Origin of the sequence: Thiomonas intermedia, assembly GCF_002028405.1 — a bacterium.
GTDB lineage: Bacteria > Pseudomonadota > Gammaproteobacteria > Burkholderiales > Burkholderiaceae_C > Thiomonas > Thiomonas intermedia.
In genome coordinates this window covers 241,904-254,286 of record NZ_CP020046.1, presented here as the reverse complement: position 1 = coordinate 254,286, position 12,383 = coordinate 241,904, and the positions used below count along the sequence as shown (strand labels likewise).

Annotated in this window: 16 protein-coding genes; 3 read left to right on the top strand and 13 right to left on the bottom strand. The window is 65.5% G+C overall.

Annotated elements, in window-relative coordinates; all coding sequences use genetic code 11:
• Positions 1–23: 23 nt before the first annotated feature.
• From BVH73_RS01215 to BVH73_RS01185, 7 genes are all read right to left on the bottom strand, one after another.
• On the bottom strand, positions 24–638 hold the full coding sequence (locus BVH73_RS01215; RefSeq protein ID WP_218919040.1) for a sigma-70 family RNA polymerase sigma factor: 615 nt from the start codon (positions 636–638) through the stop codon (positions 24–26).
• A 29-nt stretch (positions 639–667) separates the two neighbouring features.
• On the bottom strand, positions 668–1,975 hold the full coding sequence (locus tag BVH73_RS01210; protein ID WP_079415383.1) for an arsenic transporter: 1,308 nt from the start codon (positions 1,973–1,975) through the stop codon (positions 668–670).
• 71 nt (positions 1,976–2,046) lie between these two features.
• Positions 2,047–2,598 (bottom strand): arsenate reductase ArsC, encoded by a 552-nt coding sequence (locus tag BVH73_RS01205; RefSeq protein ID WP_079415381.1) that lies wholly within the window; start codon positions 2,596–2,598, stop codon positions 2,047–2,049.
• Between the two features lie 21 nt (positions 2,599–2,619).
• Positions 2,620–3,111, bottom strand: a complete 492-nt coding sequence (locus tag BVH73_RS01200; protein WP_079415379.1) for an ArsI/CadI family heavy metal resistance metalloenzyme — start codon at positions 3,109–3,111, stop codon at positions 2,620–2,622.
• On the bottom strand, positions 3,108–3,461 hold the full coding sequence (locus BVH73_RS01195) for an ArsR/SmtB family transcription factor (protein WP_079415377.1): 354 nt from the start codon (positions 3,459–3,461) through the stop codon (positions 3,108–3,110). Before BVH73_RS01195 ends, BVH73_RS01200 begins: the two co-directional genes overlap by 4 nt.
• 123 nt (positions 3,462–3,584) lie before the next feature.
• Positions 3,585–4,220, bottom strand: coding sequence for a LysE family translocator (locus BVH73_RS01190; protein WP_169836729.1), 636 nt, complete (start codon positions 4,218–4,220; stop codon positions 3,585–3,587).
• 285 nt (positions 4,221–4,505) lie between these two features.
• On the bottom strand, positions 4,506–5,162 hold the full coding sequence (locus BVH73_RS01185; RefSeq protein ID WP_079415373.1) for a LysE/ArgO family amino acid transporter: 657 nt from the start codon (positions 5,160–5,162) through the stop codon (positions 4,506–4,508).
• Between the two features lie 65 nt (positions 5,163–5,227).
• On the opposite strand from BVH73_RS01185, the gene BVH73_RS01180 reads away from it, so the two are divergent.
• On the top strand, positions 5,228–6,124 hold the full coding sequence (locus BVH73_RS01180) for a LysR family transcriptional regulator ArgP (RefSeq protein WP_079415371.1): 897 nt from the start codon (positions 5,228–5,230) through the stop codon (positions 6,122–6,124).
• A gap of 22 nt (positions 6,125–6,146) precedes the next feature.
• Here the strand turns inward: BVH73_RS01180 and mbfA are convergent, their stop codons facing one another.
• The gene (gene mbfA, locus BVH73_RS01175; protein ID WP_079415369.1) at positions 6,147–7,154 is read right to left on the bottom strand and encodes an iron exporter MbfA; all 1,008 of its coding nucleotides are present in this window, start codon (positions 7,152–7,154) and stop codon (positions 6,147–6,149) included.
• A gap of 159 nt (positions 7,155–7,313) precedes the next feature.
• Between mbfA and BVH73_RS01170 the strand changes: the two genes are divergently transcribed.
• A complete protein-coding gene (locus BVH73_RS01170) occupies positions 7,314–7,550 on the top strand; it encodes a sulfurtransferase TusA family protein (protein WP_425444127.1) in 237 nt (78 codons plus the stop codon).
• Between the two features lie 77 nt (positions 7,551–7,627).
• On the opposite strand, the gene galU is transcribed toward BVH73_RS01170, so the two are convergent.
• The 3 genes from galU to BVH73_RS01155 all read right to left on the bottom strand — a co-directional run bounded on the left by galU (position 7,628) and on the right by BVH73_RS01155 (position 9,722).
• Positions 7,628–8,506: a UTP--glucose-1-phosphate uridylyltransferase GalU gene (galU, locus tag BVH73_RS01165; protein WP_079415367.1), complete on the bottom strand. Its 879-nt coding sequence runs from the start codon at positions 8,504–8,506 to the stop codon at positions 7,628–7,630.
• 116 nt (positions 8,507–8,622) lie between these two features.
• Positions 8,623–8,826 carry a DUF1289 domain-containing protein gene (locus BVH73_RS01160; protein WP_079415365.1) on the bottom strand — a complete coding sequence of 68 codons (204 nt, stop codon included), beginning with the start codon at positions 8,824–8,826 and terminating at the stop codon, positions 8,623–8,625.
• Positions 8,823–9,722 carry a polysaccharide deacetylase family protein gene (locus BVH73_RS01155; RefSeq protein ID WP_079415363.1) on the bottom strand — a complete coding sequence of 300 codons (900 nt, stop codon included), beginning with the start codon at positions 9,720–9,722 and terminating at the stop codon, positions 8,823–8,825. The genes BVH73_RS01160 and BVH73_RS01155 overlap by 4 nt, the downstream gene beginning before the upstream one ends.
• Positions 9,723–9,850: 128 nt before the next feature.
• On the opposite strand from BVH73_RS01155, the gene rraA reads away from it, so the two are divergent.
• Positions 9,851–10,360 (top strand): ribonuclease E activity regulator RraA, encoded by a 510-nt coding sequence (gene rraA, locus BVH73_RS01150; protein WP_079415361.1) that lies wholly within the window; start codon positions 9,851–9,853, stop codon positions 10,358–10,360.
• Between the two features lie 18 nt (positions 10,361–10,378).
• Here rraA and BVH73_RS01145 read toward each other — a convergent pair whose 3' ends face one another.
• Positions 10,379–11,803 (bottom strand): N-acetylmuramoyl-L-alanine amidase, encoded by a 1,425-nt coding sequence (locus BVH73_RS01145; protein WP_079415359.1) that lies wholly within the window; start codon positions 11,801–11,803, stop codon positions 10,379–10,381.
• Positions 11,804–11,851: 48 nt separating this feature from the next.
• Positions 11,852–12,376 carry a tRNA (adenosine(37)-N6)-threonylcarbamoyltransferase complex ATPase subunit type 1 TsaE gene (tsaE, locus tag BVH73_RS01140; protein ID WP_079415357.1) on the bottom strand — a complete coding sequence of 175 codons (525 nt, stop codon included), beginning with the start codon at positions 12,374–12,376 and terminating at the stop codon, positions 11,852–11,854.
• Positions 12,377–12,383 lie beyond the last annotated feature (7 nt).

The following is a 12,383-nucleotide window of genomic DNA, read 5'->3' as shown; positions in this document are numbered from 1 at the left end:
GGTGCGGCCAGCGCTAGCTGGTCTTAAGCTGAAGACCCGCAGCAAGTCCGCTCGCCGCGGGTGGTTTTCTCCGGCGTGAAGCAGCACACCGCGCCGGTCTGCGCGTCGAAGCGAATGCCGCAGCGATCGACCAATTCGGCGCGAAGGCGGGTGCGGGCGCGCTGCACGCGTGATTTGGCGGTGGGGAGTTTCAGGTTGCGCAGCACGGCGTAGTCGGCCTGGTTCAGCCCGCGTAGGTCGCATTGTTCGATGGCATCGCGGTCTTCGGGGCGGAGGGCAGCGAGCGCCAGGGGGAGACAGTCGGCCAGGGTGTCCACCGGCGCGGCATCCGGCTCGGGCACAGGCAGATCCTCGGGCACGGGATCATGCGGGCGGGTGCTGCGCAGTTGATCGATGAGGGCATTGCGTGCCACGCGGAACAGCCAGGCGCGGGCGTTGTCCACGGCGCAGAAGTTGCCCCTCTGCAGCATGGCTTTGATGAACACATCGTGCAGCAAATCAGCCGCGAGATCGCCGTCATGCACGTGATGGCGCAGGAAGCCGCGCAACTCGGCTTCGGCGCTGGCCCAGGCGCGAAGCATGCAGGGGGCGGGTGTATCGGGTGTATCGAATGTATCGGAAGGCACGGCAGTGGGCATGGCTTGTGCAAATCTGATGCAGCAGACTTTTATCCCAGACTTAGTCGCGCTGCCAGCGCCAGCAGCGTCACCAGCAGCACGGGCGTGGTGAGGATGAGGCCGACGCGCAGGTAATAGCCCCAGCCGATGTGCACACCCTTGCGGTCGAGCACATGCAGCCAGAGCAGCGTGGCGAGGCTGCCGATGGGGGTGAACTTGGGGCCGAGGTCGCAGCCGATGACGTGGGCGTAGATCATGGCTTCACGCACCGCAGGATCGAGCCCTTGCGCATGGTGGATGCCGAGGGCGCCGACCAGGGTCATCGGCAGGTTGTTCATCGCGGACGACAGCAGGGCGCTGAGAAAGCCGGTTCCCACCGTGGCGACAACGAAGCCATGGCGCGCGAGCGCTTCCAGCGCCAGGGCCAGATACGCCGTGAGGCCGGCGTTGCGCAGGCCGTAGACGACCAGATACATGCCCAGCGAGAACAGCACGATCTGCCAGGGCGCGCCTTTGAGGACATGGCGCAGGTCGATGATGGCGCCTCGCCCGCCACGCCACCATCGCCCGGCCAGCGTCAGCAGCAGCAGCGCCGCGGCGCCGGTGACCAGCGAGACCGGCACGCTCCACGCGGCGGTGACGAAGTAGGCGATCAGCAGTACCGTCATGACCGGCCAGGTCCAGCGAAACACCAGCGCGTCCTTGATGACGCTGGCGGGTTCGTCGATGAGCGCAAGGTCGTAGCGCGCGGGAATGTCTCGGCGGAAAAAGACCAGCAGCACGACCAGCGTGGCGGCAAGCGCGGCCAGGTCCACCGGCACCATGACGGCGGCGTAGCGGTCGAAGGGAATGCCGAAGTAACCGGCCGTGACGATGTTCACCAGATTGGAGATGACCAGCGGCAGCGAGGTCGTGTCGGCGACGAAACCGCAGGCCATGACGAACGCCAGCGCCGCTGCCGGGCCAAAGCCCAGCGCCAGCAACATGGCCAGCACGATGGGGGTGAGGATAAGGGCGGCGCCGTCGTTGGCGAACAGGGCGGAGATCACCGCGCCGAGCACCACCATCAGCGGAAACAGCCGCCTTCCGTGGCCGCCGCCCCAGCGCGCAACGTGCAGGGCGGCCCAGTGAAACACGCCGGCGTCGTCGAGGATGAGCGAGATGATGATCAGGCCGACGAAGGTGAAGGTGGCGTCCCAGACGATGTGCCACACCACCGGAATATCGCCCCATTGAATGACGCCGAGCATCAGCGCGAGTGCCGCACCGCCCAGGGCGCTGTAGCCGATGCCCAGGCCCCGAGGCTGCCAGATGACAAAAACAAGGGTGACGACAAAGATGGCGAAGGCGAGCAGCATGCGGAGGGCGCGTGGGTCAGCAACAAAAATACGGCAGACCACGGCCTACCGTATTCGGGAGGAGGTGAACTTTAGCGGCCAGGCGAGGCCATGGGCTCGTGCTGGGGCGCTTCGAGGTCGGCCACCCCTGGCAGGGCTTGGCCGATTTTCACGATTTCCTGCTTGGTCGCGGCCGCGTCGAGCTTGTCCAGCGGCAGGCTGACGAAGGCGCGTACGCGTCCCATGATCTGGCGGAAGATGGTCTGGAAGGCCTGCCGCTTTTCGTCGTCACTGCCTTGCACCGCGGCGGGGTCTTCAAAACCCCAGTGTGCGGTGAGTGGGTGGCCGGGCCAGAAGGGGCAGGTTTCGCCGGCAGCCTTGTCGCACACGGTGAAGACGAAATCCATCGCCGGCGCTCCCGGGGCGGAGAACTCGTCCCAGCTTTTGCTGCGCAGGGTTTCCGTGGGGTAGCCAATGGTCTTGAGCTGCTCGATGGCAAAGGGGTTGACCACCCCGCCCGGATGGCTGCCCGCGCTGTACGCCTTGAAGCGGCCCTTGCCCAACACGTTGATCAGCCCTTCGCCCATGATGGAGCGGGCGGAATTGCCGGTGCACAGCACCAAGACGTTGTAGACCTTGTCCATAGAGATTCCTTGAAGAAAATATCAGCAGCAGGGAGATTTGGCGGCGCTGCTCGCCCCGCAGCACGACGCCGCGGCTTGCGGAGCGGTTGCCACGGCCGTCGCGACCCCGGGGACGCAGCAGGCGCCAGCGTCGCTCGATCCATTGAACATGGGGATCGTGTCGAGCGTGTGATACGTCTCCCAGGCGATGCCCACTGGGTCGTTGGCCCAGTACTTGTCGGAGCGCGCATAGCAGCACAGGGCCCCTGTCTCCTCGGTGTAAGCGCTGTCACTGGCGTCGAGCCTTTGCTGCATCTCCAGCAGTTCCGCATCGGTTTCCACCTGGATGCCCAGATGGTTCAGGCCAGGCTCGGCGCCGCGCTGGGAGATGGCGAAGTTCACTCGCGGATCATCGAGCATCCACTTGGCGTAGTCGCCCTTGCGCACCGTGGGCTCGGCGGCGAACAGCGCGGAGTAGAAGCGGATGGCGTCGTCGAGCGCGGGTACGCTGACGTGGACATGAAAGCGTTTCATGGGGTGATGTCCTCAGGTCGGGAAAGAGATTCGGGTGTGCAATGAACCGCCGCAGGGCCGCAGGGGTTGCCGCCACAGCAGTTGTCGGTGAGATAGCCGATCACGGCGTTCATGGTGGCAAAGCGGGCGCTGTAGATCACGAAGCGCCCCTCCGATCGGGACTCGATCAGTTCGGCGTGAACGAGCTCCTTCAGATGGAACGACAGCGACGAAGGGACGAGCGCGGCCAGCTCGGCAATCTTTCCCGCAGCCAGCCCTTCCGGGCCCGCCTGCACCAAGGTGCGAAAAACCCGAAGTCGGGCTTCTTGCGCCAGGGCGGCCAGAGCGAGGAGTGCAGCTTTTGTTTCCATATTTCGAAGTTTATGGAAATATAAAAATAATGCAAGCCCTGAAGTCAATCGTCTCCGGAGTTCGGCGGCAGGCGGAGGCCGTGGCGCCCGGCGTGGGACGGACGCGAGCAACGCGGCCGCGGCTTACCGACCCGCCGTGGCGCTCCAGATCAGGCGCAGACCGAATCCCCCGAGGATGAGCGCGGTCAGGCGCGACAGCGTGGGATGAAGGCGGCCATAGACTCCGCGCACGGTGGGGCGGGTGAAGGCCATTGCCACACCGCAATACCACGAGCTGGACAGCACGCCGATGCAGGCCACGGCCAGCATCCGGTTCGACGGGGAAGCCTGAGCGCCAAGCAGGCCCGCGAAGATGGTGGAGAAAAAGACCAGCGCCTTCGGATTGGTCAGATTGGTGAACAGGCCCTGTCGATAACTGACGAGCATCGACCTGACCTGGCGAGGCTGTGCGGCGGCGCCCTCCAGCGGAACTCGGGCCTGCAGCCAGATCGCCCGGGCCATGTAAAGCAGATAGCTGCCGCCAAGCAGGGCGACGGTGCGCTGGATCGGCTCGGCATGGCTCATCAGAAAGCCCACACCCAGGGCGGCAACGATGGCCTGCAGGGTACTGCCGCTGGACACGCCCAGCGCCGTCACGATGCCGTGCCGCCGCGATTGCTCCAGCGAGGCCTGGGTGACGGCCAGAAAGTTCTGCCCAGGTATGGCCAGGGCCGGAATGTAGAGCGCAATCAGCGGCGTAAGCAGAGCAGTGGGGTGCATGTGGATCGGGCGACGCAGGCCTCTTCGTGGGTGGTCAGAGCGCATTGTCGGGCGTTTGCGCATTGATCGCCCGACGAACCCAATCGGCCATCTGCTGGGCCTCGTCTGAGCCGGTGGCCTGGAGGGTCTGTTAACGCTCTGTCTGCGCCCGCGCCGGCGGTCTGGGCGGAGGCAATGCGAGGGCGCAGGACGCGCCGTGGTGTCCAAGCTATGGGCAAGAAAGCCAACTCCGCAGACCGCCCGAAGCCAGGATGCGATGCACGCAAGGGATTTTGAACACCCTCCTCAGAGGCCCTGAAAAGCGTGAGGCAGCAGCAAGGCGGCCAGCATCGCCATGATGATTCCCGTCAGACTATCGAGAATCTGCCAGGCGCGCGGCCGGGCAAACCAGGGCGCCAGCCATCGCGCTCCGTAGCCGAGCACGCCGAACCAGAGCGCGCTGCCCAGGCCCGCGCCAGCGACGAACCACCCGCGCAGTCCATCCGGCTGGCGCGCGCCCAAATTGCCCATCAGTAGCACCGTGTCGAGATAGACGTGCGGGTTGAGCAGGGTGAACGCCAGCGCCTGAGCCATTGCGGCGCCGAGACTCAGCCCGCGTCCCTCTGCCGTGGTTTCGAGCGTTTCGGTGCGGCGAGCGCGTTGCAGGGCGCGCCAGCCATACACCGCCAGAAAGACGGCCCCGCCCAGTGCCAGCGCTCGCGACAGCATGGGGCTCTCGCCCAGCGCCTGCGACATCCCGCCGACGCCTGCGGCGATCAGGCTCACATCGGCCAAGGCGCAGAACGCGACGATGGGGCCCACATGTTCGCGGCGCAGGCCTTGGCGAAGCACGAAGGCGTTCTGTGCGCCGATGGCCACGATGAGGCCGAGGCTGAGCGTCAGGCCTTGGGCCGCGGCCGACGCGACCGACAAGAGCGAATGAGTTGGGAGCATGCCCGCCATCTTGCAGCCGGTTCCGCATGAAGGCAAACTCCGAATACTTCACAGGATTAAGAAAGACTAAAGCGATGCTCGACTACGCCGCCCTGGCCGCGCTGGCCACCGTGATTCGCGAAGGCAGCTTCGACCGGGCGGCAAGCGCCCTCCATGTCACGCCGTCGGCCGTGTCGCAGCGCATTCGCCAACTGGAGGAGCGTGTGGGCTGCGCGCTGGTGATTCGCGATCAGCCCTGCCGCGCGACCGAGACTGGGCGCCGTCTGTGCCAGCACATCGACCGGGTCCGCCTGCTGGAACAGGAGTTGCACGATGCGCTGCCCGCGCTGGCGCCGGAGGAGGGCGCACGCGTTCCGCTGTCCATCGCGGTGAACGCCGACAGTCTGGCCACCTGGCTGGCCCCGGCGATCGCCGCGTATGCTGCCAAGGCGCCGGTTCTCATGGATGTGGCGGTGGATGACGAAGGCCACACCGCCCAGTGGCTGCGCAGTGGCGCGGTGCTGGCAGCCGTGACCTCGGAGACGCGACCCACCAGCGGCTGCAACAGCCGGTTGCTCGGCGCCATGCGCTACGTCGCTGCGGCCAACCCGGCTTTCGTGCAGCGGCATTTCGCGCATGGGGTCACGCCGGGAGCGTTGTCCAGGGCGCCATCGCTGATGTTCAGCATCAAGGATGATCTTCAGGCCAAGTGGGTGCGACGGCACTGTCATCGGGCCGTCGAACTGCCGCGTCATGTTCTGCCGTCGACCCAGGCCTTCGTCACCGCCTCGGCGGAAGGCATGGGCTGGGCCATGCACCCGCTGAGCCTGGTGACCGAACATTTGCGGCAAGGTCGGCTGGTTGAGCTCGTGCCGGACAGTGCTCTGGACGTTCCCTTGTATTGGCACCATGCGCGGGCGGCTTCCGCGCTGGTCGACGGATTGAGTCGCGCCGTTCTGAGTGCGGCACGCGCGGCGCTGCTGCAAAAGTGAAGCCCGGGCGGCGGCGCGAGGCTCAGGCGCTGCCGATCAGAATGCCCGTGGCGAAGACCAGCAGGCCGCCCACGACGACCTGCAGCACGGCCAGGCCGAACGGGGTGTCCATGAAGCGCTTGCGCACCCAGGCAATCACCACCAGTTCCAGAGCCACCACGGCGAAAGCCAGCAGGGTGGCGAGATGGAAGTTGGGCAGAAGATAGGGCAGGGTGTGGCCCAGGCCACCCAGCGCGGTCATCAGGCCGGTGACGCCGCCTCGCAGCCAGGGGCTGCCGCGCCCGGTGAGTGAGCCGTCGTCCGACATGGCCTCGGCGAAGGCCATGCTGATGCCCGCGCCCAGCGCCGCCGCGAGGCCGACCAGGAAGGTGGCCCAGGTGTCGTGCGTGGCGAAGGCTGCGGCGAACAGCGGCGCCAGGGTGGAGACCGAACCGTCCATCAGGCCGGCCAGCCCGGGTTGCACGAAGCGAAGCACAAAGGCGCGGCGCTGCGTTTCGCGCTCGGAGTGGATGGTTTGCGGCGTGATGAAGCGGTTGCCGAGCGCTTCGGCCTGCTGCTCATGCGTGGCCTCGGCGGCGGCAAGATCGCCGAGCAACTGGCGGATGCCGGTGTCGGTGGCGTGTCGTGCAGCCTTGGCATAGAACATGCGCGACTCGGCCTCCATCACTTCGGCCTGGGCGCGAAACTTCTCGAGATCGATCGGCTGCACCAGCCACAAGGGCTTGCGCTCGATGAAGCCGCGCACGTCCTGACGGCGTATGAGCGGAATCCGGTCGCCAAAGCGCTTGCGGTAGAGCTCGAGCAGGCGGTGGCGGTGGGTGTTCTCCTCAGCCGCCATGCCGCGAAAGAGCGCCGCCGTATCGGGGTAGTCGGCGCTCACGGCCTGTGCGTATTGGCTGTAGATCCGAGCATCGTCTTCTTCAAGCGAAATGGCCAGCGCGAGCAGTTGCTGCTCGTTGAGGCCGGAGAATTCCAGAGACGCGCCATTGCGCGTCAGGTTGGGCATCGAGAACAACGAGATCAGGTTCATGGCGGAGGTCTACGGACGGGAGTCACCTATTGTCGTCAGGGACACCCTCGTCTTCAGTGCGCCACCACAGGTCATCCCCCCACCCTTTTTCGCTCCACGCGACTCAAGCCCGCCAGGCTCCTAGAATGCAAGGCATCGCGCCTAACAATGGAGAACCGAGTGGATCAACCCGTGATTGATGTCGATCTGGATACGCGCGGACTGAACTGCCCGCTGCCCATCCTCAAGGCCAAGAAAGCGCTCGCGCAGATGCAGAGCGGTCAAGTGCTGCGCGTGGTGTCCACCGACGGCGGTTCGGTCCGGGATTTTCAGGCTTTTGCTCGCCAGACCGGCAACGCCCTGGTCGAGCAGAAGACCGAGGGCGGCGAGTACCACCATCTGCTTCGTCGGCGCTGAGGCGCGGAACGATCTGTCGAACCCGGCGCTCGCTGCAGAATCGGGCGCCGCTGGCCTTGCCGACAAGGCGATGCTGTTCAGCCCTCGGCGCGCAGGCTGTTGATGTAGGCGCTGAATTCCGGCCCGGTCTCAGGGTGACTCATGCCCAACTGCACGGTGGCTTCGAGATAACCCATTTTGCTTCCGCAGTCGAAGCGGCGACCGCTGTAGCGGTAGGCGTAAACCGCTTCTTCACGCAGCAGCGCGGAGATGCCGTCGGTCAACTGGATTTCGCCACCGGCACCGGGCTTGCCGTGACGCAGATGATGAAACACGCGGGGGCTGAGGATGTAGCGGCCCACCACGGCCTGGGTGCTCGGCGCGACGTCGGGCGCCGGTTTTTCCACGATGCCCGAAAGCGAGGTCAGCCCCGGGGTGATCTCCTGGCCGCTGACGATGCCGTAGCGTTTGGTGTGCTCGCGTGGCACCTCTTCGGTCGCAATGACGCTGCGGCCATGGCGGCTGTGGATGTCGACCATCTGCGCCATGACGGGCGGCTCACCCACCAGCAAGTCGTCGGCGAGGATGACGGCGAACGGCTCGCTGCCGACCAGACGCTCGGCGCACAACACGGCGGCGCCCAGCCCGTTGGCGACCGGCTGGCGCACGAACACGCATTGGACGTTGTCGGGCTTGACGCTGCGAACCACCTCCAGCAAGGCCTGTTTTCCCGCAGCTTCGAGTTCATGTTCGAGTTCGTAGGCGGTGTCGAAGTGGTCTTCGATGGCGCGTTTGTGGCGGCCCGTGACGAAGATCATTTCGGTCACGCCCGCGGCATAGGCTTCTTCGACCGCGTACTGGATCAGCGGCTTGTCGACCACCGGCATCATTTCTTTCGGGGTGGCCTTGGTCGCGGGCAGGAAGCGCGTGCCGAGACCGGCGACGGGAAAGACGGCTTTGGTGATGGTCGGAAGCATGTTGTTCGTCGGCGCGTGGGTTGAAAGTGCCATCGATACTAACAAGGGATTCGGCCTTGGTGCGATGCAGCAATCCTAGGATTGGATGCGAAGCCCAAGAGTTGATGAGATGCAAGTCATTCCTGGCGCCGTGGAACGTAGCCCGCCGCCAGGATGCGGCGCCAGACAGTGCGCTTTTCCTCGGGACTCATCTCGACCCAGCGGCCCACTTCGACGGCCGTGCGCAGACAGCCGCGGCAAACGTCGTCAAAACCCGTGGAACACACACCGACGCAGGGGGTGTCGGGCTCGCCGGCGTCGCTGGCCGGGGGCTCGCTCATGCGGCGGCGCCCTGCAAGGCGAGAGTGCCGCTGCGCCCGGGAATGGTGCCGAGCCCGACGGTGTGACGCGGCAGCGCGGTCAGATTCAGGGTGTCGGCATAGCCGCGCAGGGTCGTGCAATGCAGACCGGCGGCCTTCCAGCCTTGCAACAGGCGGTCGAACACGGGGGCGAGTTGTCCGCCTTCGAGTTCCGCATGCAGGGTGTAGACGTGATCGCGTCCGTCCGTGCTCAGTCGCAGGAGGTGATCGGCCACGTTGTCGGCATGGAGCCCGTCCACGCCGATCAACTCGTCGAGTGTCGGCAAGGTGGTCGGCAGCTGCGGCACCTTCAGGGCCTGGCCTTGGACGACGGGAAAAAAGGGATGCGCGCCGCGTCCGTCCGACGCCAGGGTGAAGCCCAGCTCCTGCTCCAGTCGGTAGGCGGCTTCGTTCATCTGCCAGCCGGCCGCACCGTGAACCTGCGGGGCGTGACCAAAAAGATCGCCATAGCGGTCGACGGCGAGTTGAAGCTGGTGACGGGTCCAGTCGGCACTCTTGCGCACCACGGCGTCCTGCCAAAGGATGTGATCCCAGGTATGGACCCCCGTTTCGTGGCCGTTGCGAGCGGCATCGCGCATGGGCCCGGCGGCACGTCGGCCGATGTCGGGGCCGGGCAGCAAGGTGCCGTACAGCAGGGTCTTCAGGCCGTAGTGGCTGGTCACCGAGGTGCGCCGGACTTTGGCGAGAAAGCCCGGGCGAAACACGCGCTTGAGAGCGCGCCCGGTGTGGTCCGGCCCAAGGCTGAACAGAAAGGTTGCGCGGAGTTGATGTCTGTCGAGCAGGCGAAGCAGCGCGGGTACGCCTTCAAGCGTGCCCCGAAGGGTGTCGACATCGACTTTGAGCGCGAGGGTGGGCATGGATGCGGTCAGCAATGAGAGGACAAGGCAAGGGCGACATCGTAGAGGACTTGACCTGACACAGCGCAGGCGCCGGAGGTGTCTGCTCCAATGGACAAGTCTTGAAAATGCGTTGGGGAGAAAAGGTCATGCACGCTTTGTTTTCAACCTGCGATCTGTGCGACGCGCATCGCGAGGCCCTGCACAGCAACGACTTGCGCGTGCTGCCGCCGGTTTTCCGTTCCTTCGGCAAGATCAGCCGGTTCCGCGGTCAGATTGCGACCATCCAATGCCGCGACGACAACGCCTTGCTGCGGGCGTCGCTGGAAACGGCGGGCATGGCTCGCGTACTGGTGGTGGACGGGGCGGCCTCGATGAAGCGCGCGCTTCTGGGGGGCAATCTGGCCGCGCTGGCCGCCAAGAATGGCTGGGCCGGCGTGGTGATCAATGGCTGCGTTCGTGATGTCCACGAAATCCAGCAGGTTCCGGTGGGTGTCCTGGCGCTGGCCACGATGCCAGCCCCGCCCGACAAACACGGGCAGGGAATGGTGGACGCCGTGGTGAACATCCAGGACGTGATCGTGCGACCCGGCGAGTGGCTGTACGCGGACGAAGACGGCGTGGTCGTCAGCCGAGAGCAGCTCGGTCTGGCGCTTTGAGGCCTGGCTCAGCGCCGCTCAGGTCAGGATGCGGCGACGAGCCAGCGGCGGGTTGGTGTCGAGGTAGGCGCGCAGGCCTTCGAAAATGGCGCGGGCGATCTGCTTGCGGTAGGCCGGGGTCTGAAGGCGCGCTTCTTCTTCCGGGTTGCTGATGAAGGCGGTTTCGACCAGCATGGAAGGAATGCTGGGCGACTTCAGCACGGCGAATCCGGCCTGCTGCACCTGCTTGGAATGCAGGTGCACCAGTTCGCCCATTTTGCCGAGGGTGGGGCGGGCCATTTTCAGGCTGGCATTGATCTTCGCCGTGGTGGACATGTCGAGCAGTACCTTCGCCACCTGATAGCTGCGCGAATTGATGTCGATGCCGCCGATCGCGTCCGCCGCATTTTCGCGCTGCGCCATCAGTCGGGCCTCCACGCTGGTGGCGCCGCCTTCGGACAGGCAGTACACCGAGGCGCCGCGGGCATCCGGCGTGAACCAGCCGTCGGCATGGATGGAGGTGAACAGGTCGGCGTTGGCCGATTGCGCCTTCTCCACCCGCGTCCAGAGCGGCACGAAAAAATCGCTGTCCCGCGTCATCATGACCCGCATGTGAGGCGTGTTCTGCGCCAGATCGCGCAAATGGCGGGCGATGAGCAGCACCACATCTTTTTCATGGACGCCGCTGGGCCCCGTGGCCCCCGGATCTTCGCCGCCATGGCCGGGGTCGATGGCCAGCAGGACGGTACGGAAGTTACGGCGGTCACGACGCACGGGGTCGGGGCGCGAAGGAGGGCTGTCGGCCAGATCGTCGGATGGGGTGGCCACCTGCTGGCGAGGCGGGGTGCTGCGGGGCTCGGTCTGGGCAAACTGCTGGGGCTGGTTATCGAGTTCACTTCGGTGTTGGCGAATCCAGTCGCCCAGTGAATCGTGCTGCCCGGTCTGAGCCAGCGTTTGCGGCGGGGCGCCGCTGGCGCCGAGCTGGCGCTCGCGGTCGAGTGTTTCCTGCTGTTGCATGAAGGCCATCAGCCGATCGCCCGAGTGGGCGGGGTAGAGATCGAAAACCAGCCGGTTCTGATAGGCCGCCACCGGCAGAAGGCTGAAGACCTGCGGTTTGACGGCCTGCTTCAGGTCGATGACCAGACGCACCACATCGGGCTTGAACTGGCCAACGCGCACATCCTTGATGAAGGGATCGTCCGACTTGACCTTGCCCGCGAGATCGCGCAACTGGTTGTCGAGCTGCAGTCCCTGGATGTCGACCACGAGCCGAGGCGGATCACTCAAGACCTGATGCGTGGCGCTCAGGGCCCCGTCGGACTCCAGCGTCAACCGGGTGTATTCCGGCGCGGGCCAGACGCGGATGGACATCAGCGTCGCGCCACGCGCGATCATGGGCGCCGTCAACAGCAGCACGAGGCTGGATGATTGCACGAGAAAACGCCGGCGCGGTGGGGTCAACATATTCAAGCTCCTGCTCCAAAACCGGGGTTGCAGGAGCCACCCACGGCGTCAACCGGACTTCAAACCCTCCGGCAGGGTGCGAACCAATCGCTGTCCCTGTTCAGTCGTGGCGCGCAAGGTGCAGCGACGCTGCTCGCCTTCGGGCTCGAGGTGCACGCTCAAGTCGGCCAGGGGCAAGAGTCCCTGTGCGCGCTGCGGCCACTCGACCAGACTGATCCCCGGTCCGCCTACGACATCGCGCAATCCTGAATCGTCCCACTCATGCGGGTCTGAAAAGCGATAAAGATCAATGTGATAGGCGGAGGTCTGAAGAGTTCCCTTGAATTGTAGGTCGGGAATGTCGAGGTTGTACTCCTCCAGCAGGCTGAAACTGGGACTTTTGATGCGCCCCTGCACACCCAGCGCGCGGAGAAAGGCGCGTGCAAAGGTGGTTTTCCCTGCGCCGAGGTCGCCGTCGAGGGTGATCAGAAGGCGCCGCTCTGGGTGTTGCGTCCACGCCAAAGCCAGCGCGCTTGCAAGCGTTTCGGTGTCGTGTTCGTCGGCGAGCTGCAGCGTGATGGCGACAGGAGGCATGATGGAT